Source organism: Nostoc sp. DedQUE04, assembly GCF_034530995.1.
Lineage (GTDB): Bacteria > Cyanobacteriota > Cyanobacteriia > Cyanobacteriales > Nostocaceae > Nostoc.
On record NZ_JAVRCA010000025.1, the window covers coordinates 44,435 to 69,353 of the forward strand.

24 protein-coding genes and 1 pseudogene are annotated in these 24,919 nt (G+C 41.0%); 12 read left to right on the forward strand and 13 right to left on the reverse strand.

Annotated features, from left to right (window positions below):
* Positions 1–44 precede the first annotated feature (44 nt).
* Positions 45–1,574: an anthranilate synthase component I gene (gene trpE / locus RM049_RS18555; protein ID WP_322705201.1), complete on the forward strand. Its 1,530-nt coding sequence runs from the start codon at positions 45–47 to the stop codon at positions 1,572–1,574.
* Between the two features lie 598 nt (positions 1,575–2,172).
* Here trpE and RM049_RS18560 read toward each other — a convergent pair.
* A pseudogene (locus RM049_RS18560) lies at positions 2,173–2,403 on the reverse strand (hypothetical protein).
* Between the two features lie 69 nt (positions 2,404–2,472).
* Complete coding sequence (locus RM049_RS18565; protein WP_322689934.1) at positions 2,473–2,685, reverse strand: chlorophyll a/b-binding protein; 213 nt, start codon at positions 2,683–2,685, stop codon at positions 2,473–2,475.
* Positions 2,686–3,647: 962 nt separating this feature from the next.
* On the opposite strand from RM049_RS18565, the gene RM049_RS18570 reads away from it, so the two are divergent.
* The 3 genes from RM049_RS18570 (at position 3,648) to RM049_RS18580 (ending at position 5,992) form a co-directional block, all read left to right on the forward strand.
* Complete coding sequence (locus RM049_RS18570) at positions 3,648–4,610, forward strand: orange carotenoid protein N-terminal domain-containing protein (protein ID WP_322705202.1); 963 nt, start codon at positions 3,648–3,650, stop codon at positions 4,608–4,610.
* 320 nt (positions 4,611–4,930) lie between these two features.
* Positions 4,931–5,623 (forward strand): hypothetical protein, encoded by a 693-nt coding sequence (locus RM049_RS18575; RefSeq protein WP_322705203.1) that lies wholly within the window; start codon positions 4,931–4,933, stop codon positions 5,621–5,623.
* A gap of 126 nt (positions 5,624–5,749) precedes the next feature.
* Complete coding sequence (locus tag RM049_RS18580) at positions 5,750–5,992, forward strand: hypothetical protein (RefSeq protein WP_322682178.1); 243 nt, start codon at positions 5,750–5,752, stop codon at positions 5,990–5,992.
* Between the two features lie 43 nt (positions 5,993–6,035).
* Here the strand turns inward: RM049_RS18580 and RM049_RS18585 are convergent, their stop codons facing one another.
* A complete protein-coding gene (locus RM049_RS18585) occupies positions 6,036–6,491 on the reverse strand; it encodes a nuclear transport factor 2 family protein (RefSeq protein WP_322705204.1) in 456 nt (151 codons plus the stop codon).
* Between the two features lie 154 nt (positions 6,492–6,645).
* Here RM049_RS18585 and RM049_RS18590 point away from each other — a divergent pair, with 154 nt between their 5' ends.
* On the forward strand, positions 6,646–7,233 hold the full coding sequence (locus RM049_RS18590) for a Uma2 family endonuclease (protein ID WP_322705205.1): 588 nt from the start codon (positions 6,646–6,648) through the stop codon (positions 7,231–7,233).
* Between the two features lie 2 nt (positions 7,234–7,235).
* On the opposite strand, the gene RM049_RS18595 is transcribed toward RM049_RS18590, so the two are convergent.
* The 3 genes from RM049_RS18595 to RM049_RS18605 form a co-directional block, all read right to left on the reverse strand.
* Positions 7,236–9,170, reverse strand: coding sequence for a hypothetical protein (locus RM049_RS18595; protein ID WP_322705206.1), 1,935 nt, complete (start codon positions 9,168–9,170; stop codon positions 7,236–7,238).
* 656 nt (positions 9,171–9,826) lie between these two features.
* Positions 9,827–10,231 (reverse strand): ExbD/TolR family protein, encoded by a 405-nt coding sequence (locus tag RM049_RS18600; RefSeq protein ID WP_094352241.1) that lies wholly within the window; start codon positions 10,229–10,231, stop codon positions 9,827–9,829.
* Positions 10,215–10,868 carry a MotA/TolQ/ExbB proton channel family protein gene (locus tag RM049_RS18605; protein WP_322672955.1) on the reverse strand — a complete coding sequence of 218 codons (654 nt, stop codon included), beginning with the start codon at positions 10,866–10,868 and terminating at the stop codon, positions 10,215–10,217. The genes RM049_RS18600 and RM049_RS18605 overlap by 17 nt, the downstream gene beginning before the upstream one ends.
* Before the next feature lie 341 nt (positions 10,869–11,209).
* Here RM049_RS18605 and RM049_RS18610 point away from each other — a divergent pair, with 341 nt between their 5' ends.
* Positions 11,210–12,748, forward strand: a complete 1,539-nt coding sequence (locus RM049_RS18610) for a TonB family protein (RefSeq protein WP_322705207.1) — start codon at positions 11,210–11,212, stop codon at positions 12,746–12,748.
* A gap of 189 nt (positions 12,749–12,937) precedes the next feature.
* Here the strand turns inward: RM049_RS18610 and RM049_RS18615 are convergent, their stop codons facing one another.
* Positions 12,938–13,159, reverse strand: a complete 222-nt coding sequence (locus RM049_RS18615; RefSeq protein ID WP_322689924.1) for a hypothetical protein — start codon at positions 13,157–13,159, stop codon at positions 12,938–12,940.
* 190 nt (positions 13,160–13,349) lie between these two features.
* Between RM049_RS18615 and RM049_RS18620 the strand changes: the two genes are divergently transcribed.
* Positions 13,350–13,595, forward strand: a complete 246-nt coding sequence (locus RM049_RS18620; protein ID WP_099099597.1) for a hypothetical protein — start codon at positions 13,350–13,352, stop codon at positions 13,593–13,595.
* A 10-nt stretch (positions 13,596–13,605) separates the two neighbouring features.
* Positions 13,606–14,643, forward strand: a complete 1,038-nt coding sequence (locus RM049_RS18625) for a hypothetical protein (RefSeq protein WP_322705208.1) — start codon at positions 13,606–13,608, stop codon at positions 14,641–14,643.
* A 104-nt stretch (positions 14,644–14,747) separates the two neighbouring features.
* Here the strand turns inward: RM049_RS18625 and ilvA are convergent, their stop codons facing one another.
* Complete coding sequence (gene ilvA, locus RM049_RS18630; protein ID WP_322705209.1) at positions 14,748–16,259, reverse strand: threonine ammonia-lyase, biosynthetic; 1,512 nt, start codon at positions 16,257–16,259, stop codon at positions 14,748–14,750.
* A gap of 534 nt (positions 16,260–16,793) precedes the next feature.
* Here ilvA and RM049_RS18635 point away from each other — a divergent pair.
* The 3 genes from RM049_RS18635 to RM049_RS18645 all read left to right on the forward strand — a co-directional run bounded on the left by RM049_RS18635 (position 16,794) and on the right by RM049_RS18645 (position 18,810).
* Positions 16,794–17,096 carry an RNA-binding protein gene (locus RM049_RS18635; protein WP_322705210.1) on the forward strand — a complete coding sequence of 101 codons (303 nt, stop codon included), beginning with the start codon at positions 16,794–16,796 and terminating at the stop codon, positions 17,094–17,096.
* A 235-nt stretch (positions 17,097–17,331) separates the two neighbouring features.
* On the forward strand, positions 17,332–18,339 hold the full coding sequence (locus RM049_RS18640; protein ID WP_322705211.1) for an aldo/keto reductase: 1,008 nt from the start codon (positions 17,332–17,334) through the stop codon (positions 18,337–18,339).
* A gap of 195 nt (positions 18,340–18,534) precedes the next feature.
* Positions 18,535–18,810: a tetratricopeptide repeat protein gene (locus RM049_RS18645; protein ID WP_322705212.1), complete on the forward strand. Its 276-nt coding sequence runs from the start codon at positions 18,535–18,537 to the stop codon at positions 18,808–18,810.
* Between the two features lie 346 nt (positions 18,811–19,156).
* Here RM049_RS18645 and RM049_RS18650 read toward each other — a convergent pair whose 3' ends face one another.
* Both RM049_RS18650 and RM049_RS18655 read right to left on the reverse strand, forming a co-directional pair.
* Positions 19,157–19,924 carry a Uma2 family endonuclease gene (locus RM049_RS18650; RefSeq protein WP_322705213.1) on the reverse strand — a complete coding sequence of 256 codons (768 nt, stop codon included), beginning with the start codon at positions 19,922–19,924 and terminating at the stop codon, positions 19,157–19,159.
* Positions 19,925–19,988: 64 nt separating this feature from the next.
* Positions 19,989–21,215 (reverse strand): hypothetical protein, encoded by a 1,227-nt coding sequence (locus tag RM049_RS18655; RefSeq protein ID WP_322705214.1) that lies wholly within the window; start codon positions 21,213–21,215, stop codon positions 19,989–19,991.
* Between the two features lie 377 nt (positions 21,216–21,592).
* Here RM049_RS18655 and RM049_RS18660 point away from each other — a divergent pair, with 377 nt between their 5' ends.
* Entirely contained in the window at positions 21,593–22,183 is a 591-nt protein-coding gene (locus tag RM049_RS18660) for a chromophore lyase CpcT/CpeT (RefSeq protein WP_322672965.1), read from the forward strand.
* Positions 22,184–22,825: 642 nt separating this feature from the next.
* On the opposite strand, the gene RM049_RS18665 is transcribed toward RM049_RS18660, so the two are convergent.
* The 3 genes from RM049_RS18665 to RM049_RS18675 form a co-directional block, all read right to left on the reverse strand.
* Positions 22,826–23,806 (reverse strand): hypothetical protein, encoded by a 981-nt coding sequence (locus RM049_RS18665; RefSeq protein WP_322705215.1) that lies wholly within the window; start codon positions 23,804–23,806, stop codon positions 22,826–22,828.
* 259 nt (positions 23,807–24,065) lie between these two features.
* Positions 24,066–24,464, reverse strand: coding sequence for a hypothetical protein (locus RM049_RS18670; protein ID WP_322705216.1), 399 nt, complete (start codon positions 24,462–24,464; stop codon positions 24,066–24,068).
* Between the two features lie 83 nt (positions 24,465–24,547).
* A complete protein-coding gene (locus tag RM049_RS18675; protein ID WP_322705217.1) occupies positions 24,548–24,778 on the reverse strand; it encodes a hypothetical protein in 231 nt (76 codons plus the stop codon).
* Positions 24,779–24,919 lie beyond the last annotated feature (141 nt).

The following is a 24,919-nucleotide window of genomic DNA, read 5'->3' on the forward strand; positions in this document are numbered from 1 at the left end:
AAACCCATTACCCATTACCAATTACCAATTACCTTTGAAAAATAATGATGTTTCCGGATTTCTCCCAGTTTTCCACCCTAGCGCAACAAGGCAACTTCGTCCCTGTATATCAAGAATGGGTAGCGGACTTAGATACGCCCGTATCTGCTTGGTATAAAGTCTGTGCAGGTCAGCCTTATAGCTTTTTGTTGGAATCCATCGAAGGTGGGGAAAAACTGGGACGCTATAGTTTAGTTGGTTGCGATCCGGTGTGGGTTTTGGAAGCAAGGGGCGATCGCACGACTCAGAAAAACCGCGATGGTTCGCAGGTGGTTTTTGCTGGCGACCCTTTTACAGCTTTAGCCGAATGTTTAGCACCTTATCACCCAGTAAAATTACCACAGTTACCGCCGGGAATTGGCGGTTTATTTGGGTTTTGGGGCTATGAATTGATTCAGTGGATTGAGCCGCGTGTACCCATTTATCCACCAGATGAGCGGAATATCCCTGATGGGTTGTGGATGCAAGTAGACCACTTGTTGATTTTTGACCAGGTGAAGCGGAAAATTTGGGCGGTCGCTTATGCTGATTTACGCGACCCGGATGTAGATTTGAAAGCAGCATATCAACAAGCTGGCGATCGCGTCACCCAAATGCTCGAAAAGCTATCTTTGCCCCTATCGCCAGAAAAAACTCGATTGGAATGGAATCCGCCTGCGAGCAGAGGAGCAGAGGAGCAGGGGAGCAGAGAAGCAGAGGAGTATCAGAGTAATTTTACCCGCCCTGATTTTTGTGCCAGCGTTGAGAAGGCGAAAGATTACATTAAAGCAGGTGATATTTTTCAAGTAGTAATTTCCCAGCGACTATCAACAACATATACAGGCGACCCTTTTGGCCTTTATCGGTCGCTACGTCAGATAAATCCTTCGCCTTACATGGCTTACTTTAACTTCCAAGATTGGCAAATCATCGGTTCCAGTCCAGAAGTGATGGTGAAAGCCGAAAGCGATTCTGATGGTGGAGTAATCGCGACGGTACGCCCAATTGCTGGGACGCGTCCGCGAGGTAAAACTACTAAGGAAGATGCAGCCTTGGCTGAAGATTTACTCCAAGACCCCAAGGAAATTGCCGAACACGTGATGCTTGTCGATTTAGGGCGGAATGATTTGGGGCGTGTTTGTCAAAGTGGTAGCGTCAAAGTCGATGAATTAATGATGGTTGAACGCTACTCCCATGTAATGCACATTGTTAGCAATGTTGTGGGTAAATTAGCTATTGGTAAAACAGCATGGGATTTACTGAAAGCTTCCTTCCCAGCAGGTACGGTAAGCGGCGCACCCAAGATTAGAGCGATGGAAATTATCCACGAGCTAGAGTCTAGCCGTCGGGGTGTTTATTCCGGTGTGTATGGGTATTACGATTTTGAAGGACAATTAAATACTGCGATCGCAATTCGCACAATGGTAGTACATGATAGTACGGTCAGCGTACAAGCCGGTGCAGGTTTGGTAGCTGATTCTGAGCCAGAAAAAGAATACGAAGAGACGCTCAATAAAGCTAGAGGTCTATTAGAAGCTATTCGTTGTTTGCGTTGAAATGAGGACTGAAGAAGGGAATAGAATACGGGTTAGAGGGTACAGATTATTACCTGTCACCTGTAAACTCTCCTTTAACCCCAATCCTTTTTACTACTTGTATGGTTTCTCTTGCATACAATTAATTGCACACTGGTTTTTGTTGCTTAATTGTAAAACCGGGCTTGATATAAGTACAGTAACAGTTCGATCTGCGGTATGAGCATCCAGACCAGACTTTAAAAGTTGATGTACCAATACTCTTCTATTTTGAATTACATAGGTTTTACTTTGAACAGCAAGATGTTTGGAAACAATTTGTGCTACTTCTAAGCCCACGTATCCACAATACCGCGACAAATTAGGAAGCTTTATAAATCCAATCAACATCAAACTTTTTCCAAAGCTAAATAGAATTTTTAAACTTATTGAAAATTTCAAATAAGTCCTGGTAAGCTAAACCACATCTAGTTTGCATAATCTGAAATTGTACATTTCTTGTGGGGTGGGCGTCTCGTCCGCCCAATATATGCAACTTTTATGTGGAACAGCTTATCCAAATCCAAGACCTCTGTTGAAGTTACTACACACTAGAAATGAATAAACTTACTCATCCTAATTAGTTGAAGTAAATCGCCCAAAGAATTCCAGTTACTTTAATGGCAATTAAAAGGTTAGTGAAAAATCTGTCGAACTCAATTTATTCTCCCAATCCTTTGTCATCTTGACCAGCAGTAAAAAATAATTACCAGACTTGATTGACATTGATAGTCTCAAAGTTGTTGAAATCATGTCTAAAAACAACGGGTTCAATTAAATCCTTTTTGGGATAATCAAAATCAGTTTTCATAAGTAAGTTTGACTCTAAATTGCTTTATTCGTCAAGTAAAGAAAATTAAGAAATCTCAAAGTCTCTTCTTTAAAGGCTGGTTAGCCATCCAAGCAAACCGTGTCCGGTGATAACTTCTACAGCTATAAGTGAAACAAAAGCAATCATTGCCAAACGCCCATTAACTTTTTCAGCATATTTGGTGAATCCTATCCGTGGAATTTCATCAACATAAACTTTGGGTTCAATCGCAAATCTGTTGAATTTACTGCGTTCGTTAATGCTAAAGCCTTTACTTGCCATTTTTGACTCTTTGTTTTTGCTTTCTGTAAAGGAATATTCAATATTGTAAATATTTTTTGCAAATACTTGACATAGAAATAAAAGTAGTAATCACCGTACTAAGTGAGTAGGGTATTTCGGATATGTACGAGAACTAGGCAATAGACCTCTTGCAAAAGTCCCTAACACCCCTCCCCGCTCTTCGGGCTACGGTGTATACACAAGTCGGAAAAAGCTCGATTTCCCATTGTTCTCTCGCTTCTCGTTCCCAGTCTGAGACTGGGAATGGCTTATTAGAGGCTCTGCCTCCAGCCAGACATTGAGTCAGAGACTCAATGAATGCATTCCCAGTCTGAGACTGGGAACAAGGAAAGTCTTATTAAGGCTAGGTTTTTAAGACTTGTGTATACACCGTAGGCTCTTCGGGAGGGGATGACAAAGCGTAGCTTTGGCGGGGTGGGGTTCTTTCTTATTTTTGATTTATGCAAGAGGTCTAATGTCTACGACAGGTGGTTCCTGAGTGCAGCCGTACTCCTTCAAAGAAGGGTTACACCTACGCTCTTGGAGGGGAATTCATACAAAAGTACCAATTGCATGAAATTAAACATCAGGAAAACTTATTTTTTAGATAAACAGAAATTATCAATATATAACTGAGAAAGTATTGCTTATTTGTAACGAAATTGTTATCTTTCTTTACATAAAGATACACAAACAGCATCAATGCGTTAAACCACGGTTAATCAAGGCTTTTTAAATAACCATGCAGTCGAGCCTGCAATGTGCTTTGCCAAGTATCTAAACTCAATGGCAACAGCATCACTATGCCTTTATTAGAGCTATCTATGTCTACAACAGGCTTTCTAGTGATGTCAAAACTATTGAGTGCCTTTATTAACACTTAAACGCATTTCTCATCGGTTTTTGCACATTTGATTTTTCACATTCGGTAGAACTGTAATTTTCTTTTTGGAATTTCTGCTATGTCTTTTACCATCCAGTCGGCTCAAAGTATTTTTCCCGGCACCCTAGTTGCTGACGTTGTTCCAACCGTCGTCGAATCATTCTCTAAGCTCAATGCTGAAGATCAACTAGCATTACTTTGGTTTGCTTATACCGAGATGGGTAGAAGTATCACAGTTGCGGCTCCTGGAGCAGCAAACATGATCCTTGCACAAGGCTTACTCGAACAAATTAAGCAGATGCCTTTTGAGGCTCAAACGCAAGTCATGTACGATTTGGCTAACCGTGCTGATACTCCTCTGTGCCGTTCTTATGCATCCTTCACGGTGAATATCAAGTTGGGCTTTTGGTATCAGTTAGGAGAATGGATGGCTCAGGGAATCGTTGCTCCCATCCCACCAGGTTACAAGCTTTCTTCTAAAGCTGCCGATGTGTTACAAGCCATCCGCAATGCAGATTCAGGTCAACAAATTACCATCTTACGTAATACCGTAATTAGCATGGGATTCGATCCGAATGCTCCTGGTAGTTACAAAAAAGTCTCAGAGCCGGTAGCTCCTCCCACTGCACCAGCATTTCGGACTAAAGTCACCATTGAGGGCATCAACAATCCTACGGTACTTGGCTATATCAACAACATGAATGCCAATGACTTTGATGCTGCGGTTTCTCTGTTTACTTCCGAAGGTGCTTTGCAACCTCCCTTTGAAAGACCAATTGTTGGTCAAGATGCAATTCGTGCTTATATGCGTGAAGAATGTCAGGGATTGAAGATGCTCCCAGAGCGCGGTGTATCTGAGCCTGTGGAAGATGGCTATACCCAAGTTAAAGTTACAGGCAAAGTCCAAACCCCTTGGTTCGGTGCCAGCGTGGGTATGAATATTGCATGGCGCTTTTTGCTAGATCCCCAAGGCAAAATCTTCTTTGTAGCGATTGACTTGTTGGCTTCTCCAAAAGAACTGCTGAATCTAGTACGTAAATAGAGGGCTAGATTAGTTACTGCTTAAGCGTGGATAAGGCGTAGCCCGTCGTAGACATCGCCACGCTTAAGCAAAAGAAAGTTATAGCGCTTTATTTGGTATTTTGATGTTGCGATCGCTATTGAAAACAACCGATTTTATCAAGAAAGGCAGGAGGCAGAGGGCAGTTCTTGCTTGAGCAAAACTGCCCAGTTGTTGAGCGTAGTCGAAACACTGTTTCCTACCGTGACCAAAGGGAACTCTTTACTTGTTTATATTTAAATAACAATATATCTTTGGATAGAGTAATAATTTATTCATCTACCAAGGGTAATAGATTATCAATGACTTTTTTCAATTCCTCTGAGCCGCTCCTGCGTGAAAAACAGCAAGAGCTAGATTTTCAAGATATTCAAGGTCTAGTCTGTCTCAACTACCAAATTGGAAATTTCACCCTCTTTTCAAAGTTTTATAGTCGCGTCGATCAAGCATTTATTCTCTGGGGACTAATTTCATCTGGAATTTTCGTAACCGCCCAGTTTCTACCCATTAGCTGGAGTAGCCAAGCAATTTTGTGGTCAGTGCTTACCTTATTCGGTGCAGTTGGCATGGTAAGTTTAACTTGGTTTTGGGCAACTGTAGAACAGCTACGCTGGGTTGTTTATAGCTGGGCGATTTTAATCTTAATGGGTTTAATCTTGACCGATCTGAGCATTTTTTTAGGATGGGGAGAGGTGTTGATCCGTTTGTGTCCACTGTGGTTAGGATTAAGTGCGATCGGCTACTTTTGCACCGGGGTAGGAATGCGTTCGCGCACCTTTATTCTGATGGGGTTTATTCATTTGCTGGGAATCTTAGTTTTACCGTACTGCGGTGTTATGCAGTTTCTCTCAACGGGGCTAATTATGACCGTTAGTTTACTGTTACTAGCAGAATTACAATGGGATATGCAATCTTCAAGTGATTACAGCCAATTAACACCACAACAAAAGCAGTTTAACCAAGCACAGTCCCAACGGCGTCAAATGACTAACTAAAGTTATAAAGAATTAAAATCTTACTTTAGACAAGTTTATATAAACAATATAGCTATATCTCTTGACTAGGTGGTGTTTATACTTGAGAGAGAGAGGTTTTCACCCAACTGTTAGCTATTCTAGTTTATGAAAACAAACAACACTGTATGGGTGTTATGCCGCTGTGGCCCAGTATCAAACATCGAAGGAGAGCGATCGCAGATGTTTGAACAGTGTAAATTAAATACGTTGACGGTGTGGAGTTTTTGTCGCTTCCTCCACCTTGTTATCACCAAGGGAAGGTTAAATTCTTTATCAGAGCGGTCTGAGGTGATAAACGTCTTGTGTTTTTTAGATTACAACTTAATTTTGACACTCCAATCTTCTTAGTTCATTTTGAGCTAAGGAGATTTGACTATCACGACTAGTGTAACTATTTGTTAGTTGGCGTTTGTGTGTCAAAATATTCACGCCAACGACTAATTTGATTATCCTTAAAATCTACAACAATTACGTCATCAGCTTTATTACGACGACCTGTTGCCTTTTCTGTATCTTCGTAGTACCACTCTACTGCTGCCTGATTTGCTCCAATGATAATCCGGTGGATGTATATTTTAACATCTGAATACTGTTCTTTAAAATTGGCAAGTCCTTCTCGAATTCTTTCTTGCCCCCGCCAGCATTGACCAGGTATGATTAGTTCTCCATCAATTGTAAACAATTGTGCAATAGCGTCAACATCTTGAGCAACCCATGCATCTTTAGCTTTTTCTATTAATATCTGGATATCTTGTTGGTTCATAGACTGACTGGCAACTAAAGGTGTGCTAAAAGTTAAGCTAACAAATATAGTTCCTAACACTAGCCATTGAGATAACCAAAGCATCTAAATTTTTCTACCTTCTAAAGTATCAAGCTTATAGAGCATTAGTAACATTTAACCAGAAGTTGTTTGCATTGCGATCGCACTCCATTATCTCCTGGCAGCGATCGCACCCCACACAGCACTACACTAAAAAGTAAGATGCTCAGAATATCCTATGAACGCTACGACAACCACTTTCCCTTCTACACTCAAATTGAAAATTGACTTGACTGATGAGCAATTTTTCCAGATGTGCCAGAAAAACCGCGATTATCGATTTGAGCGTACAGCATCAGGGGAATTATTAATTATGCCACCTACAGGTAGTGATACTGGCAACCGTAATTTTGATATGGTTGTTGAGTTAGGAATCTGGAATAAACAAACTAAATTAGGCAAAGGTTTTGATTCTTCAACTGGTTTCACCCTACCTAATGGTGCAGAACGTTCTCCTAATGTTTCTTGGGTGAAAATTGAGCGATGGAATGCTTTAACACCTGAACAACAAGAAAAATTTGCCCCTATTTGTCCTGATTTTGTAGTAGAGTTGCGTTCTCGTACTGATTCTTTGAAAGAATTACAAGAGAAAATGCAGGAGTATATCGAAAATGGCACTCAATTAGGCTGGTTAATTGACTGCAAAAACAAGCGCGTGGAAATTTATCGTCCAGGTAAAAATGTAGAGATATTAGACAATCCTACTAATTTATCAGGAGAAAATGTATTGCCTGGGTTTGTGTTGGATTTACAGCAGATTATGTAGTTTTATTGATTAGGATAAATATAGCGCATTTCAAAGCGGCTTTGTTCCCAAATTGGTATTAAAGCCTGTTTAGCAGCATTTAACTGAGCTTGTGAAAAAGATATTTTACCATTTTCTATAATCCAAATAAATATCCGAGTGATTAAATCTGCTTTGAAACTATTCTCGTATTCACTATTATTTATTCTTATTACTTGCCGATCTAAGCAATCTATAGCATATTTAAAAGTCAAGTTTTTCCAGTCTGTGGAATTGCTATAATTTTCTTCTAGCGTATTTTTCCACTCAACTCTTTGCAAATTTCCAAAAATATAGTCTATGCCTGTTATGGAAGAATCTGTGTTACGCACTAAATTTGTATAGGCTTGGTAATATGGCTTCAATAGCGAAGCCGCAATATTTTCCACATAGATATGTAGCCAAGATTGGATGTCACGAAGATAAGGTACTAAATCTTTAATATTATCAATTTCTTTAATCAGCACACGTTCATTTCTGTAATTTGTTATTTTTGCTAGCAATTCAGATTCAGATAATTGAGATTTGTTAGAGTAATAAGTAATAACTTTGGGAATATATTTATCTAATAACCATTGTTTGGTATATCTAGCTGTCCAAGTTCCTCTTACTCCAATATCTTGCTGCCAGAAGCTAAATTTAGCTTTTTCTATAGATTGTAAATTAATATTATTTATCTCATAGATTATATCAATTTGATTACTAGGTAATAAAGAGAAATCTCTGTTAAATTTGGGGAAGATAAATGCACGATCGCGAATTCCTTTACTCACTCGAATTGAGATATTTTTTCTATGAAATAGATGCCATTCTGACTTGCCTTTCTTATAATCAAATTCTTTAAAAAACTGCCGCATTAACTCCCATAATTCTTGCCTAACAGAAAAAAGTATAAAACCACGAACTTCTGAAAATTTGATGAATTCAAAATCCCATGTTTCTAAAGCATTCTCAAATTCAATTATTGAGTTTTTATATTTTTGGCAAACTTCATCAATACACAAACACAAGTCTATTGCTTCTAAGTTGGATAAAATGACTGTTATTTGACCCAATTTTACTGTAAAACTATCTTTATCTATCTGTTTTAAAAAACGACGACACCCCCAATCTGGTTGAGTGTGCAATCCAGTCATTAAATGACCTAAAATATCTTGATGATTTAAGTGAATTTTTAAACCTTTAAAAAGAATACTACTAAATTCTATTTGACAATTACCTTCTCCAAAAGCTTTGGGTAAATTACAGGCGATCGCTACTTTTGGTTTAACAACAACTAAGTGGCAGCCTTCTAGTGTTATAGAAGGCTCAAAATCACATTTTTCTAAAAAATACTGTAAATCTGGATGGCGTATAATTAATTTTTCTATTAAGTTACATTTAGAATATGTCAAAATATCGGTTATATTTTTATCAATATTTTTAACTACATCAAAATTTAGTTTATTATAAAACTTTGAGACGATATCGTTATTTTTAAAGGCATCTATATTTAGATCGAATACTAATTCTTCTCGATTATAATCTAGGCGCTGGAAAACCTTAATTTCAGATCCATTAGTGACAATAAAAAATAGTGTATTAAAATGATTACTATAAAATTTAGCTTGCTCAATAGCTTTATTTAACTTAGTTTTATGCGGTTCTATCGTTTTTACAAAAATGAGTGATGTATCTGTATTTTGTTTTTTAACATCATCTGTGGCAAAATATATCTGAGCAATTTCTGGATTTTTGGTGTGTGTTTCTGATTGATATGTTTTCAAAGAGTATTCACGATGACATATCTCTGGATAGTAGAGATAGCGGAACATGGGCAAAATTAACTTTTCTTTTACGTCATCTTCATTGTGTAAAACACGACGATCAAAACCTTGTATCCATATAATGAATTTTTTAATTGACTCTGGAATAGTCATCAGATAATCTACCTGCTTGTATAAATTTGCTATGCCTTATTTTGTTCGTGTAATTAGCAATTTATCAAGTCAGTTTGGATTATGTCGTGATTCTAGATACTAGAATGGAAGCATTCGGCTGAAACTTAACCTTAGCAAAACCTACATTAATAAAACGTGAGTTCGATAAACCTCTCCTGGACAACCTCCCTCTCCCACGGGGAAAGGGAGGAGCAACGAGAAATTAGGGTTTTGGCTCTTCTCTGGGTGTCTAAGCTACGGTGTATACACAAGTTATCGAATCGCTACTAGTCCTCGAATTACCCCACCCTAACCCTCCCCGTATGTATTGGGGAGGGAACTAGATTTTCCGGTTTCCCCCCAATACATCGGGGGGATTAAGGGGGGTAATTCGACTTGTGTATCACGGTAGGGGTGTCCAAGAGGGGTTGAGGGAGAGGTCAAAAAAGGGCTTGTCGAACTCACGTTAATAAAAGTTACTGCTGTTAGAATTAAATATTTGGTGAAAATTAGCTAGGCAAAATTAATGAATTGTGTATAACAAGGATTTTGGACAACGCATAATTGCTGGAGATGTTTATTAGACAAGAAGGAGTTAGGAGTCAGAATATAGAATTTTCCTGACTCTCTGAACTTCTGATGCCCAATATATCTATTTATTCTCTTTGGGTAGCGATCGCTAATTTAGCTCCCGGAACCTGACGTACCCGATCCATTACCGCCACCACCCGGCCATAATCAACTTTTTCATCAGCATTAATAATCACTAATACTTCCGGGTTAGAACCAACTAAAGTCCGCACTTGCGCTGTTAAATCATCAACTGCAATTGGTTTACGGTTCAGGCTTACCTGTTCTTTTTCATCTACCGTAATGGTAATTTTAGTAGGAACTTGCTGTTGTTTCGCTGTGGCGGCCTTCGGTAAATTGACTGGCAAACCTTCCGAACGTGTTAAAAACAAAGTTGACATGATGAAAAATGTCAAAATTGCAAAAATCACGTCAATCATCGGCACGATGTTGATCTGGAGCGGAAGTTCTGGTTCATCTGGTAGACGCATAGGTTTTTTCTCCTCGTTCATAGCGACGGCGGTAAAGTAATTCTAGCTGTCCCCCATACTCCTGAATTAATGCAATTTGCCGTTGGTACAATCCCCGGAAGGTATTGGCGAACATGAGTATGAATATAGCAACGATCAATCCTGATGCAGTTGATACCAGGGCTTCACTAATCCCAGCTGTAACACTTGCCGTTTTGCTACCTCCCACATCACCAAGATTTAGGGAAGCAAAAGAAGCTATCAATCCTAATACTGTGCCGAGAAGGCCTAACAGTGGTGCCAGACTAATGATTGTCTCAAAAAGGTTTTGGAAACGTTTTAACACAGGTATTTCAGCCTGCGATTCGCTTTCTAACGCCAAACGAAACTCCTCCGGGTTTGGCTCCTCTAATTCTAAAGCCGCCAGAAAAATCCGAGCGAGTGGCAAATCTGCGTTTTTCTGAAGTTTATCCATTGCACCGACAATATTATCGAGACGGTAGAGATTCAAAACATCTCGCACCACCCGGTTTTGACGCTGATTGATTCTTACCCAAAATCTAATCCGCTCGACAATCAGTGCCACACCTACTACCGAAAACGCCAACAGGGGCCACATGACGATACCACCTGCTGCAAATAAATTCTGAATTTCCATGTAGTGCCTCTATAACGTCATCCACAATACAAAATTAGACTACCAGAATCTAGAGAAAAGATGAAACTTATTCTCAACAAAATATAAGATATAATGAGAAATTTTTCAAATGAAACGATCATGATTTTTATTTACTTGTTCGTTTGTTTTACATAAATTAATTTAATTTAATTGCAATAAAAGTTAATTTTGTCCAAAAAGCATGATATTGGTGGTTTAAAAAGATGTTTATCCTAGTCCAGGATTCTGTAAAGCGATCGCAATTAATTTGAATTTTTACTTGATATTTGTAACCTTGCATTCTAAGATAGCTAAATTAGTGAGAATAGGTAGCAATAGCTATGAGCTTTTCTGGCATTACTGTCGAGCAACGTTCCAAAGAAGTTGAGGCTCTCAAGTCTTTTCTGACTTACAGTCTGATAGGTTCACTGGCGCTGCATATCGGCGTACTGTCTTCTGGCATAAGTAATTATTTGACCAGAGTACCTACAGGAGAAGAAGAACCAATAGAGTTGGCGCTCGTGGATGCTCCGACTGCGGAACCAGAAAAACCAATTGCAGAGATTCCAAAAGAAATAAATAAAGAACCAGAAGTTGTCCAAAAACAGCCTATAGAAACTCCACCAGTAGAAAAATTTGAACAGATTACAGCAGTCCCTCAGAAGCCACAGCCGATAGATACGCCGCCAAAAGCAATTCCGACTGAGCCAAAAGTTGCTGTGAAATCTGCACCTATTCCACGAGCGGTACCAGAAGTACCTGTGAAATCTGCATCATCCATTCCCCAATCAGCTCCGTCTGAAGATTCCAAAGCAAGTTCACCAGGTGGTGGCGGTGGCAGTGGCGGTGGCGGCGGATCTGGTGTTGGTTTAGGCTCAGGTAGTGGTATTGCTGTAGGTACAAATAGCGGTACTGGCCCTGGCGGAGGTACTGGCACTGGCACTGGCGGTGGCATTGGCAGTGGAACTGGAACTGGCACTGGTAGCGGCATTGGTAGTGGCACAGGCAGTGGCATCGGTAGTGGAATTGGTAGTGGCAGAGGCAGTGGCATCGGTAGTGGCAGAGGCAGTGGCATCGGTAGCGGCACTGGTAGTGGCATCGGTAGTGGCACTGGTAGTGGAATTGGTAGTGGAACAGGAAACCGTCCCACAGTAGCAACAGCGCCTACAACTCCAAAAATTAACAGTTCAGGTAATGGTAATGGTCGTGCAGCCTGCCGCGAATGTAATGCCAAATATCCAGAGGCAGCAAGACGGCGAGGAGTTGAAGGCAGAGTAGAAGTAGCTGTAGATACTGATGCACAAGGTAATGTTACTAATGTGCGGATTGCTCGCTCTAGTGGAAACCGCGACTTGGATGAAGAAACCAAGAGACAAGCGCGTGACTGGAAATTAAAACCCACAGAAGGTGGTAGACAAGGGGTATCTATAGCCACTGAATATGCCATCAAAGGCTCACGGCGATCGCGCCAAGTTCAAGAACGGAGAACACAAAGACAAGCACAAGAGACACAGAGAAGCCAGCAAACAACGGCTGCTAACTCTACACAGGAAACTCCAAGACGTAGGCGCAGAGAGTTGGCACCCCCATCAAGACCAGCAATATCTGGATTTAGTCGGCGACTGGAACCTCAAAGAGCAGAAAGTCCTGCGAGAAACTCATCATCTGAAGCTAGAACAACTCGTACTCAAGGAACTGCAAGAGAGTCCCTACGCCGCATCCAGCGCGAGCAAACGACTACCGATTCATCACAAAAGCCACAAACAACCACAAATCGGCGGCGGCGAAGAGATAACGCTAGCCAGAATAAATTGCGGGACTCTTTGCGTCGTTTACGCCAACAACCTCAATCACAACCTGCTACTCCCAGTCAGCAGTAGTCTGTTAAGTTGAAATTCATGGGTTAATAATAAGCGCTTAAGCGCTTAACAAAGGGCTAAAGCTCTGACTACAAAGTTATTGACCCCGTGAAGTTGACTTGACATACTACTAATAGAGGGATCAAACTTATTGAAATCATACTTTGATTAACAACGATCGCCGCCTCCTGTTTAGGAGGCGGTTGTTCTTTAGACAGGAATGGCTTCATTAAGCATTACCCATCTAGCATGAAGAAGAGGGGTTAGGAGTGCGGTAATTTTATGATGGGCTATTAGAGACACTGGCGATCGCGCCCTTTGCCAATCAATAGTACTGGAAGTAAATAATCCTGGACTTTCCCGATCCATTTTTCTAATCGGGGCGGCAATGTAAATTGCTGCGCCTAAAGAATGATAGTAGTGTTTGCTCATCACCAATTATATGCTGAGAGATATAGTCAACGGCTAAATCTCAAATTGCTCATTTGCACTTTATGTCTAGATGTCAAATTCACTGATTTGAATAAAACTTCTACATAAACACACACTGATGCGGTTTGATTTGCTTGAATAGCTATATTGATAGGACATTGATAACGTCGGCAATTCACAATTCCTGATTATGGCAAGTAAATTCATTGATGTTAGAGAATATACTGTCAGGGCGCACAAAAGACAGATTCATACTCGTGTTTTCCAGTTTGTCTGTAAAGAGTGTAACGATCTGACAAAACGCGAGACTTTCGGCCCTCGACCTTTATATTGTGAGAGATGTCGCCCTCCCCAGCCGCCTAAGAAATCCCAACCTGCATCTCACAAGGCAAAACCCAGAGCAATGTCTTATAAAAGTGACATCGATTTAAATTGATTAAAGCCCTATGACTCAAAATGGACAATTAGAACCGCCTCCAGAAAACTTTTTCTCACCACTGTTGGAATTACGAGACTATTATGCTCGCCTTACAGAAGAGTATGAACGCCTCTTTGTGCAGGCGCGATCGCAGCTCGACCATGTAGAAGCATTGTTGTCTAACTGGTCTTCTTCTGATACCAACAAGCAGATATCAAGATTAACGGCGGCTGATGAAACCTCAAATATTTCTGGGGAAAGTTCTCTGCGGTTTTTATCACCCCTTGATGACATCGACAAAATCAACTTGGTGGAGTCTTTAGAGTTAGTAGAAAAAGACTCAGATCGGGTTGAGATAAATAATTCTTTTTCTGCTGTTGATACAAAAGAGAGTCAACCTCAAACGACATCAACAGATCCAAAGATCGCTCCAGAGAACAACGATAGTTCAACGAAGGTAGTGGAAATTCCGATGCTACCTCAGTATCAGCACGCTATCTCGCGAATGGAAGCCATAAAACAGCTATTGCAAGAACAGATAGGTACTGTTTGTCATATCGATTTTATCGTGCGATCGCTTTATGGAGAGTTAGATTCCAATCTATTCAAAGTAGTTAAAGGTAGAGTGCAATCTTCCCTCACCCAAGGCAGAGAAAGGAATTACTGGGTAACTATTCCCGATGAGCCAGGTTGTTATACTTTGGATTTAAGTTTAGTAGCCCCAAGTAATCGCAATGGTGCTTCTAGGAATATCAAGAACAAAAATAAGAAGCCTTTCGTTCCTCCGACAAAAACAGTACCGATGCTCAAAGCCTTTGAGGGTCAATTCTTAATTGATGCCCTCACCTCTCTGTTAAAACAAAATCCAGGTAAAATTTTCAGCGTGGCTGAAGTCATCGCCGGAATTTATGGAGAACTAGATTCTCAGCAAATTAGAGAGATCAAAAATAAGGTGCTGAATGAACTATCTAGAGGCTATCGCACAGGTAGATTCGCTAGGGTTCCTAATCAAATTGGCTTCTATACTTGGGACTCAAATCTGATATTGAAGGGGAGTTCCCGTTAAATTGGGGATTGGGCATTGGGGATTGGGCATTGGGGATTGGGCATTGGGGATTGGGCATTGTTATACTGCCCCTCTGCTCCTCTGCCCCTCTGCCTCTTCCCCGCCTATCCCAAAAACAGCTTGTATGCCGGATTCTTATTCTCATCCCAATAGCGATAGCCTAGGTTATCGAGAAAAGCTTGCCACTCTTGCATTTCGTGGGGAGGAACCTGGATACCGACAACGATTCGTCCGTAGTCTGAGCCGTTGTTGCGGTAGTGAAAAAGACTAATATTCCAGTCGGGACTCATGGAAGTAACAAATTTCATCAATGCGCCGGGACGTTCGGGAAACTCAAAACGGTAGAGCAATTCATTGTTAGCCAGGGGAGAGTGTCCACCCACCATGTGCCGCAGATGTAGTTTAGTTAGCTCATCGTCCGTTAAATCAAGGGTTTCAAATCCATGAGCTTCAAAGGTTTCTACCATCTTGACAGCATCAGCACGGTTTTGAATTTGCACGCCGACAAAAATATGGGCTGTTTTTTCGTCGGCAATGCGATAATTAAACTCCGTTAGATTGCGGTTGCCGATACATTCACAAAACTGGCGAATACTTCCCCGTTCCTCTGGAATTGTGACTGCAAAGATTGCTTCGCGGCGTTCGCCTAACTCTGCGCGTTCTGCGACAAAGCGGAGGCGATCGAAATTCATGTTTGCACCACAGGCGACAGCAATTAAGGTTTGTCCCTCGATTTGTTCTCTTTCGGCGTAGGCTTTGGCGGCTGCGATCGCCAATGCACCAGCTGGTTCTAAAATGGATCGCGTATCCTCAAACACGTCTTTGATCGCAGCGCAAGTATCATCTGTACCCACCAAAATAATTTCATCTACATATTGCTGACATAAACGGAAGGTTTCTTCACCTACTTCCCGCACCGCCACGCCATCAGCAAATAACCCCACTTGAGACAAGCGTACCCGATGTCCAGCTTTAAGTGATTGGGACATCGCATCAGCATCTACTGGTTCAACACCAATAATTTTGATTTCGGGACGCAACCGTTTTACATAAGCCCCGATACCAGAAATTAATCCGCCGCCTCCAATTGCCACAAAAATTGCATGGATGGGTTGCTGATATTGCTGTAAAATTTCCATCCCAATTGTTCCTTGTCCAGCAATTACATGGGGATCGTCAAAGGGATGAATAAAAGTCAATCCTTTTTCTATTTCTAATTCACGGGCATAGCTATAAGCATCGTCATAAGTGTTTCCATGTAACACCACTGCTCCGCCCCTCATTCTCACCGCATCCACCTTGACTTGGGGTGTGGTTACTGGCATGACGATAATCGCTCTGGTTCCCAAACGATTGGCTGCCAGGGCGACTCCCTGAGCATGGTTCCCCGCAGATGCGGCAATTACACCCTGCGCCAATATATCTGACGGCAGTTGCACCATTTTGTTATAAGCACCCCGCAGTTTAAAGGAAAATACTGACTGCATATCCTCACGTTTCAACAGGAGTTGATTATTCAGTCGCGCAGACAAATTTGGGGCATACTCCAGTGGTGTTTCCTGGGCAACATCATATACACGGGCAGTCAGGATTTGGATGAGGTAGTCGCAAAACATGGGCGTCAAGCTGTTAGCAAATGCTGGATGGAAACTAATTTTACGTTACAAGCGATCGCACTGGTTTTATTGATTTGTTCTCTCTCGAAATTTTGATCGAACAAAATCTAAAAATTACCAATTAATATTCTTTGAAGATAAATTAAGTTCAGTGATGAAAATTTTTTGATTGCTGCATATTTCATGCGATCGTTGCTAGGTTGATTTGAAACTAGTAGTACGCCAAGGCATTGCAAGCGGGGTAAAGGGGAAGGGGAAAGGGACTCATGTTTTTTATCCCTTACCCTTTACCCTTTACCCTTTACCCAACCTCCACCTAACATTTTTGGGTTGCCAAACTACTAGTTTTGCCAACTATCTGAGTACTTAGATCGACAGATTAAGTATAGTGTTACTTAAAAACATAACTTCTCCATTTATGTTAAAGTATGCATGGAAGATGAAATTCGGCTGTACAGTTTGTTTTTATATATATTTGTATTACAGACCTCTCCGGATCTAAATCTCTACACCCTCTGATTCTGGAGACATTCTATGTCAATTTACGTCGGCAATCTATCTTATGAGGTTAAAGAAGATGACCTCCGGCAAGTCTTTGCAGAATATGGAACTGTAAAAAATGTTCAATTGCCTGTCGATCGAGAAACAGGTCGGATGAGAGGTTTCGGTTTTGTGGAATTGGAATCAGACGCACAAGAACAAGCGGCAATTGATGCCCTTGATAAAGCTGAATGGATGGGTCGAAGCTTAAAAGTTAATAAAGCCAAACCCAAAACAGAGGGCGGTTCCTCTGGTGGTAGACGAGGAAACTATGGTGGTGGTGGTGGCCGCTATTAAGGTCTAAAACCAAAAATTTAACTCTCAGGTCTTAAGGGCAGACAAGGAGTCTGCCTTTTTTGTACTTCAGTTAAACGAAGAAAAACAGAGATAAAAATTATTTTCTACAACCTCCTGCCTCCGACCTCCTACTTCCAACCTCCTGCCCCCTGCCCCCTGCCTCCTGCCTTTCTTTAATAAATGATTTCTACTATATATGCCTGATAATTAATAAGACAATCTACAAATAGCAAAGATGCAGACTCTCCAAAAACTCTCACTCCCAAGCATGGGCTGCGGTACTTGGGCTTGGGGCAACCAACTGCTTTGGGGATATGACGAAAGTATGGATGAGCAGTTGCAAGCCGTCTTTAACCTTTGTGTAAGCAACGGTGTAACTTTATTTGATACAGGTGATTCTTACGGAACGGGGAAATTGAATGGTCGCAGCGAGTTGCTTCTGGGACGATTCAACCGAGAATATGTAGGTTCAGGCAAAGAAAATATTTGTATTGCGACTAAGCTTGCTGCTTATCCGTGGAGATGGACGCGTCAATCAATGGTAAAGGCTTGCCAGTCATCTGCTCAACGCCTGGGAAAAAATGTTGATTTGGTACAGATGCATTGGTCAACAGCAAACTATGCTCCTTGGCAAGAAGAAGGACTTTTAGATGGTCTTGCCGATTTGTATGAGCAAAGACTGGTTAAGGGCGTGGGATTATCCAATTATGGGCCGAAACGGCTGATGCGAGTGCAGAAAAAATTCGCCCAACGAGGCGTTCCGATTACAAGTTTGCAAGTTCAATACTCTCTATTGTCTACATATCCTGTCACTCAACTCAAGCTCAAAGACCTTTGTGATGAATTGGATATTAAATTGATTGCCTACAGCCCTCTAGCTTTGGGACTACTAACAGGAAAATACTCTGAGCAAGGCCCTTTGCCTAAAGGCATTCGAGGTCTGTTATTTAAGCAAATATTATCAGGAATGGCAAGAGGCAAAGCGGCTTCTGCTGGTAAATCGCTTTTGGAATGTTTGCAAGAGGTGGCACAATTCAGAAACAAAACTATGTCACAAGTAGCAATTAATTGGTGCATCTGTAAAGGAACTATTCCCATCCCTGGAGCAAAGAGCGTAGAACAAGCGAAAGAGAATCTTGGGGCGTTGGGTTGGCAATTAGACGCTGGTGAGATTGCAGAGTTGGATAAGGCGGCGGCGAATGCAGACAAAAAAATGGTACAAAATATCTTTCAAACGAAGTGAAATTTCAATGTCGCTGAATTTGAAAAGTCTTAAATGTAACGATAGCGCCAGCAATATCAACGAAAATCGTAGTGGTGGTAACTAAACTCGTTATTTTACTAATAAATTGGTAATATTTTAACAAAAATAATCATGTTTGTCACAAAAATCGTAGTGGTGGTAACTAAACTGGTTATTTAAGTAACTTAAAGCGCGATGTTAGTAGCGCTGTTTGCTGGCGACCATCCCGATGTGGCTAGTAGCTTGAATAATTTAGCTTTACTCCACAAAAGCCAAGGGCGGTACAGCGATGCCGAACTACTATACAGTGATGCTTTGGCAATGACAAAGCGCCTGTTTGCTGGCGACCATCCCAATGTGGCATTAAGCTTGAACAATTTAGCTTTACTCCACAAAAGCCAAGGGCGGTACAGCGATGCCGAACTACTATACAGTGATGCTTTGGCAATGTGTGAACATAGACTGTGGTAAGCGATCGCCTTTTACAATTGGAGTATTAATTGTATTTACATATGTGAACTTTCCTCCCCAACTCCAACAAAAGATTGAAAAATGGGCAAGTAGTCAGGGAATTTCGACTGAGCAGTTTATTTTGCAAGCTATTACAGAAAAAATTGATACGCTGAGTCAATAAATCACTGAAGAACATACTCAACAAAACTCTGAGATAGCTAATATACTGCCCCTTAACCAACCAAACATTTATCGAAAAGAAGGGATTTTAGTTGTAGAGGCAGAATTACCAGAAAACTTTGATGTTAATGCTTTTATAGATGAGTTGAGAGAAGAACGCATTCAAAATCAAATCTTCTAAGTTCTACGTTTCTATCTCAGATACATTCAAGCCTGTTAATCTCGCTACCTGTTCTATTGGCATTCCAGACTCAAGTAAGTTGCGTGCAGTTTGCAATAACTGCGATTCTGCTTTGTCTGCCCTTTGGCGTTCTTGTTCTGCCCTTTGACGTTCCTTTTCTTCAGGAGTTGGTAGTAATTCTCCTGCCAAATTTGCCCAGCGTAACCAAGTAGCATCAATACCTTTATAACTTCTCTGCCACAACTGCAATCCTAACCCTAAAGATTGGCTCACTAACTGATTTTGAGCATTGACTGCAATAGGTTGATAAGCTCCTTTTTCATTAGAGAAACCAGCCAAATCATCAGGGTTAAAAGGGTCATACCAGAAATATTCTGGTACACGCATTTTATTTTGATAAATCAGCTTTTTCTCATTTTTATCTGCTTGGGCTGTGCTGTCAGAAAGCAATTCAATGACTACATCTGGTGCTTTCTCCTCTTCCCAAACCACCCAACTGCGACGTTCTCCTTTCGGGACTCCTAACACAGCAAAAAAATCTGGCCCTTTAAAGTCTTTGTTTCGTGCTTGGGCCAGACTGTAGTAAACAAACATATTACCGCCGATAAACCCATCCTCTCGTTCTTCCAACCAAGGTATCAGAGCATCTATCAGCAAATCCATCTGGGTTTTGTGTCGTGCGCTTTCCATCGGAATACCGTCATCGTATGGTAATTCTGCTTGGGTGGGTGGGAGTTGAATATCTGGTGCAGCTAGGGTGGTTTCTGACATAGCTTTTCACCTTGTGGTTAGGCGTGGCGGGTATTTTTATGTTAAACGATCGCAGAAATTTCAGTTAATTTGCGTTCGACAGTTTTTTAATTTGCCCAGTAAAGTATGCTTCTTCATGTTTGAGTTGTTGCGCCAGTTTTAACCCTTGTTGAAAAGCTGTTAATGCTTGAGGAAATTCTTTGCGTTCTAGATACAATTGCCCAATTTGGTCATAAGCTTGCATCATTCCGTAAAAGTTTGCAGCTTGCGCCTGTATCTGCACTAGAATTTCACTAGCCTGCAAAGCCTCTTCTGTTTGTCCTTGGGAACGATACAACGCAATTAACTTTTGCAAAGCATCAGCAGCCCGAACGTATTCTTTTAATTGCCAAGCAGTGGTATAAGCTTCTTGATAATTATTAAAAGCTTCTAGCAGTAAATTAGGATCTTTCTTAGCTAGAGATTCGTAATCTGAAGCGATCGCTAGCTTTAATTCTAGTATTTCTGTAAGCTTATTTTCATTGGCATAAATTTCTACTAGTTTGTTAAGTACATTTAATGACTGCTGCGGTTGGTTTGTCTGCTCGTAAATATAAGCCAATTGTTGCAGATATGTTACTTCATTTACGCGATCGCCAAGGGATGTAGCGAAACTCAACAATTCCTCATAGATTGGTGCAGCTTTGCGATAATCAAACCAACTCAAATGCAGTTCTCCAATTGTTTTGAGGGTTTCTAATACCGCTGTCTGGTCTTGTTGTTGTCGCACTACTAGCAAAACTTGGTTGTAAGCTTCTATAGCTAGTTTAGACAATCGCACATTTTTGTAAGCTTCACCTAGCGATCGCCACAATTCTAAATCGATTGGGGCAGCTTTTTTCTGAGATTGGGCTTGTTTTTGAATTGTTTGCAATCGTTCCGTTATATATTGTACTTCTTGTCCGTCGTTTAGCTTCCAAGCGATCGCGCCAACTCTTGATAATGCTTGCACTTCTGCTAATGAACCTAAAAAGCGCCGCAAACGTAATTCTCGGTTCCAAATTTCAAACGCCGCCACCTGTTCCCCTGCTTGCAGTTTCGCCGCCGCTTCTTGATTTAGGGCATCTAACGCTGGTTCTAACTTTTGCCGTTCTTGGGGAGTTAATGGCTGTTTATCCTTGGGCGATCGCGGTGACAGTGGATCGGGTGTGGTAATCTCTAGAGGGCTGGGAGGAAATTCATCGGGTGGTTTCGGCGGTTTACTCGCTGCCAGTGTTAAAGAATTGCTAAAGAGTATAGTGGCAGTAGCGATCGCAATTAAGTGCCTGAGCATGAGTACTTTACTTTGCCTTGAGTGATTTGCATGAGATAATTAACAATTATCCCCATGCCTATTATTGACTAACTATTCTCCAGCTTTTCTCCAGGTTTATAAGAAAAGCCTACCTGAGAGCAATCTGGCTTCAGCACACAGAGAAAAGATAGTGTGCGGATTTTGCCAAAATAAATGCTTAACAAGTTCTAGTTGTTAGGTACAAGATGTAAAGTTTTACTTGTACTCAAGCAGCTAATTTTCTCCAATCAGAGCATCTATCCTAGATATAATTTAAAAATTGCGATAAAAATTGCGATCGCAGCCAGGATTTTTGAGCCAGGGGAGTGTCAAAATAATCCTAGATCGTATTTAAGTAACTAGTCAATCGTTTTGTAATGACTCATTCTACTGATATCGCCACCTTAGCTCGCTGGATGGCAGCTGACTTTAGCAATCAAGAACAAGCTTTTGAAAATCCGCCTTTTTATGCTCATATCCGCGTCTGTATCCGTCCCCTTCCCTTAGAATTGTTCTCAGGGGTAAGTTTGTTTCTCGAACAAGCTTATGATTTTGCGCTCAATCAACCCTACCGGATGCGGGTAATGAAGTTAATTCCGGCAGAAAACCACATTGCGATTGAACACTACACCGTTAAACAAGAAGAGAAATTTTACGGTGCATCTCGCGAACCCGAACGCCTCAAAGAGTTGTCTCTTGACCAATTGGAAAAAATGCCAGGTTGCAACATGATTGTAGAGTGGACAGGTAAAAGCTTCAAAGGCAGAGTTGAACCTGGTAAAGGCTGCATAGTGTTTCGCGACGGCAAAAATACTTATCTGGATAACGAATTTGAGATTGACGCTAAAGAATTTTTCAGCCTCGACAGGGGAAGAGATTTAGACACCGATGAACGTCTCTGGGGTTCTATCGCTGGCCCATTTCACTTTCTGCGCTGGGGTAATTTTGCCGATGAAGTAAAGGTGTAACAAGTTAAGAGTGAGGAGTGAGGAGTTACAAATCTCTTTAATCAGCTAAGATTTGTTTGTGGTGCGATCGACCTGCAATCGAAATTTTCTCGCGATCGCCTAAAGCCTACCAAAAACATCCAGTTAACCTACTATCTCTAGCTCAAAATCCTATGCTATCATGGTTTAAGTAGCGCCCTATGACTGCTAAATAGCTGCTAAGATACCTTAGCAACATAAAAGTAGTTCAGGGAATCTTGCTGTGGCGGCATAGCCAAGTGGTAAGGCAGAGGTTTGCAAAGAGTCAACCTTACCCATACTGTAACCCTTAGTGCGCTTATACTTTACCCATTATTCTAAAGTACATAAAGAAGGTAAAGGTAGCTTAATGGTAGCTAAACCTATTATGAATAAGCTATACCTATCAAATAAGGATAATAGATAGACCATACTTATAGGTGCTATTCTGCCTTATTAATGTTACTGGAGTTAGTAAGGTATTAACCAGGGTAATAACCATCAAAAATACCCTTAACCATTATAGCTAGGGTATTTTTCACAGATAGCCAGGTTGTCTCTAGTGCTAACAGGACAAACACACACACAAACAGTATACCTCCAGTCATAGCAAGGCTTTTAGAGGTATACTAGGTATACCCTGACTTAGACTGCTAACACTGGGCTAACCTGTCTCCATACCAGTTTAGTGGCATCAACAGGTTGCCATTCTAGACCATCAGGGTCTCTACTGGTAGTAAAGTCTTTAATAGACTTCTTATTTAGTTTCTTACCACCTATAGTCTTCATAGTTGCTGCTAAGGAGTTTAGTTGCCCTTTATCTAGGTTAGGGTTAGTCTTAAACCTGGCTATCAGTTCATCATTAGTTGCTGTCATAGGCACTACCTGGCTATCAGGTTCTATTGTGCTATCCTGGCTAGGTTGGCTAACCTCTGGCATAGGCTGTTCTACCACACTATCCAATGTATGAGGGGATAGCACAGGGTTATCCTGGCTAGCTGGCAGTCTACTGACTGGTTCATCTTTACTGATAGACTCTGCTAACTCTTTAAGGTGCTTAGTAGCTTGCTCTATAAGGATATCCTCGCTAGACCTTAAGGAAGTCCACTCATAAGCCCATCCCTTCTCTAATGCCTCAGCAATGATAGGTAACTGCGCGAACTCTGCTATCCGGGCATAAGTGGTTTGATATTCTTGTAATGTAGTTAAGGGATAGGTTGAGAAGTTCCTATGCTTAGTTGCTGCTAACCATACTGCCTCTGGGTACTGTGCTGCAACCTCTAACCATGACTTAGCCCCATTAGCTGACTTATTCCAGATAGCTACTACCCTATCCTCTGGGAAAATATACCAGTCTCGCTTATGCCCCTTATAGGACATAGAGTACTTCTCACTTAAATGCTTTTTTAACTCCCATGAGAGTTCTAGCTTGGTTCCTATTGAGAAAACACACATATTCGGTATACCTCCGCGCTGTGACTGCTTTTGAGCGGTATACCTAGGTATACTGGCTAGCTGCATTAGTGCGCTAAATGCCTCTGCTTGAGTCTTATAACCCTTGGCAAATGCCTTAAACAGGGTAAAGTCATTAGGTTCTACTTTGATACTTAGTACTTTCTGTGTCATGGTATATTACTGTTTTAAAATGGTATACCCTTGTATACCTCTAAAAAGCTTGCTATGAGTAAAGGTATACTGTTTGTGTGTATGTTTGTTATGCTATAATGGAAAGTATCCAGACTGATAGAAGATAAACTATGTTAGCAACTCATATAACAGACATAGATACCTTATTAAGTGCGCTCAATATTGCTGATGGATGGACTCAATGGGATACCTGGGTAGGACAGGTTACTACCGCATAAAACCTGTCCTTAACCAGTACTTAGAGCTTAGTAGTATAGAATACTAGATCATCATAAAGACCTTTAGGTAGGGCATCTAGGGCTACCATCTGGTTAACCGGGGTTATATAGCATTCAGACTGGCTAGTGTAGGTCTTAGCCTGTTTAGATGCCTCTATGACCTGCCAAGGTGCGACTAGATAGTTACCATCAGCCAGTTTATAAGCCACATAGTCTATTCTTTGCTGTCTCTTCCTAGCTAAGTAGTCTTTAACTTGGATACCCAGTATATCAGGGTAGGTGGTAAAGTACTTATTACTACCAATGGAACAGGGTATACCTATGGTATCTAGGGTTACTCCAGATAAAGTGGGTCTAGGTACTACCAAATAAGTAGCATCTGTGCTATAATGGCAGTATTCGGGGTTATTGCAAAACATTCAGTGTCTCCTAAAAAAAATAGGTATCAGCCTTCTAAGTACTGTCAATACTGAGAGGGTTATTTTAATGTGGTTACTCGCGGTTAGCCTGGGTTAGCCTGGGGTAGGTACTCTTTTAGGGCATCTCTAACTATTTGAGCCATAGAACAGTCTCTATGCTCTGCTATATGCTGCATAGCCTGATAGTCTTGCTCTGAGAAGCGCATTGTTAGCTTTGCTGTTGTCTTAGCCATATTCTTGTCTCCTAACCGCTTACTAATACTTTGTTGTTTAGCCTGTTTAGCCTCCAAATAGGTCATTACAGCCATTGACATAGAAAATAGTCTATGTTAGGTAGGTAAAGTTAGGATAAAAACTATGTATCTTGTTAAGATACCTCTATTGATATAAGACAGCACATATAGGGGGCTAAGGGCATCTAACCACACTAAATGAGCTAACACACCCTTAGCCAT

What these genes read in the sequence shown, in the direction of transcription:
- trpE (WP_322705201.1), top strand. Translation starts at nt 45, where the DNA reads ATGATGTTTCCGGATTTCTCCCAGTTTTCCACCCTAGCGCAACAAGGC.
- RM049_RS18565 (WP_322689934.1), bottom strand. Translation starts at nt 2,685, where the DNA reads ATGGCAAGTAAAGGCTTTAGCATTAACGAACGCAGTAAATTCAACAGA.
- RM049_RS18570 (WP_322705202.1), top strand. Translation starts at nt 3,648, where the DNA reads ATGTCTTTTACCATCCAGTCGGCTCAAAGTATTTTTCCCGGCACCCTA.
- RM049_RS18575 (WP_322705203.1), top strand. Translation starts at nt 4,931, where the DNA reads ATGACTTTTTTCAATTCCTCTGAGCCGCTCCTGCGTGAAAAACAGCAA.
- RM049_RS18580 (WP_322682178.1), top strand. Translation starts at nt 5,750, where the DNA reads ATGAAAACAAACAACACTGTATGGGTGTTATGCCGCTGTGGCCCAGTA.
- RM049_RS18585 (WP_322705204.1), bottom strand. Translation starts at nt 6,491, where the DNA reads ATGCTTTGGTTATCTCAATGGCTAGTGTTAGGAACTATATTTGTTAGC.
- RM049_RS18590 (WP_322705205.1), top strand. Translation starts at nt 6,646, where the DNA reads ATGAACGCTACGACAACCACTTTCCCTTCTACACTCAAATTGAAAATT.
- RM049_RS18595 (WP_322705206.1), bottom strand. Translation starts at nt 9,170, where the DNA reads ATGACTATTCCAGAGTCAATTAAAAAATTCATTATATGGATACAAGGT.
- RM049_RS18600 (WP_094352241.1), bottom strand. Translation starts at nt 10,231, where the DNA reads ATGCGTCTACCAGATGAACCAGAACTTCCGCTCCAGATCAACATCGTG.
- RM049_RS18605 (WP_322672955.1), bottom strand. Translation starts at nt 10,868, where the DNA reads ATGGAAATTCAGAATTTATTTGCAGCAGGTGGTATCGTCATGTGGCCC.
- RM049_RS18610 (WP_322705207.1), top strand. Translation starts at nt 11,210, where the DNA reads ATGAGCTTTTCTGGCATTACTGTCGAGCAACGTTCCAAAGAAGTTGAG.
- RM049_RS18615 (WP_322689924.1), bottom strand. Translation starts at nt 13,159, where the DNA reads ATGAGCAAACACTACTATCATTCTTTAGGCGCAGCAATTTACATTGCC.
- RM049_RS18620 (WP_099099597.1), top strand. Translation starts at nt 13,350, where the DNA reads ATGGCAAGTAAATTCATTGATGTTAGAGAATATACTGTCAGGGCGCAC.
- RM049_RS18625 (WP_322705208.1), top strand. Translation starts at nt 13,606, where the DNA reads ATGACTCAAAATGGACAATTAGAACCGCCTCCAGAAAACTTTTTCTCA.
- ilvA (WP_322705209.1), bottom strand. Translation starts at nt 16,259, where the DNA reads ATGTTTTGCGACTACCTCATCCAAATCCTGACTGCCCGTGTATATGAT.
- RM049_RS18635 (WP_322705210.1), top strand. Translation starts at nt 16,794, where the DNA reads ATGTCAATTTACGTCGGCAATCTATCTTATGAGGTTAAAGAAGATGAC.
- RM049_RS18640 (WP_322705211.1), top strand. Translation starts at nt 17,332, where the DNA reads ATGCAGACTCTCCAAAAACTCTCACTCCCAAGCATGGGCTGCGGTACT.
- RM049_RS18645 (WP_322705212.1), top strand. Translation starts at nt 18,535, where the DNA reads ATGTTAGTAGCGCTGTTTGCTGGCGACCATCCCGATGTGGCTAGTAGC.
- RM049_RS18650 (WP_322705213.1), bottom strand. Translation starts at nt 19,924, where the DNA reads ATGTCAGAAACCACCCTAGCTGCACCAGATATTCAACTCCCACCCACC.
- RM049_RS18655 (WP_322705214.1), bottom strand. Translation starts at nt 21,215, where the DNA reads ATGCTCAGGCACTTAATTGCGATCGCTACTGCCACTATACTCTTTAGC.
- RM049_RS18660 (WP_322672965.1), top strand. Translation starts at nt 21,593, where the DNA reads ATGACTCATTCTACTGATATCGCCACCTTAGCTCGCTGGATGGCAGCT.
- RM049_RS18665 (WP_322705215.1), bottom strand. Translation starts at nt 23,806, where the DNA reads ATGACACAGAAAGTACTAAGTATCAAAGTAGAACCTAATGACTTTACC.
- RM049_RS18670 (WP_322705216.1), bottom strand. Translation starts at nt 24,464, where the DNA reads ATGTTTTGCAATAACCCCGAATACTGCCATTATAGCACAGATGCTACT.
- RM049_RS18675 (WP_322705217.1), bottom strand. Translation starts at nt 24,778, where the DNA reads ATGTCAATGGCTGTAATGACCTATTTGGAGGCTAAACAGGCTAAACAA.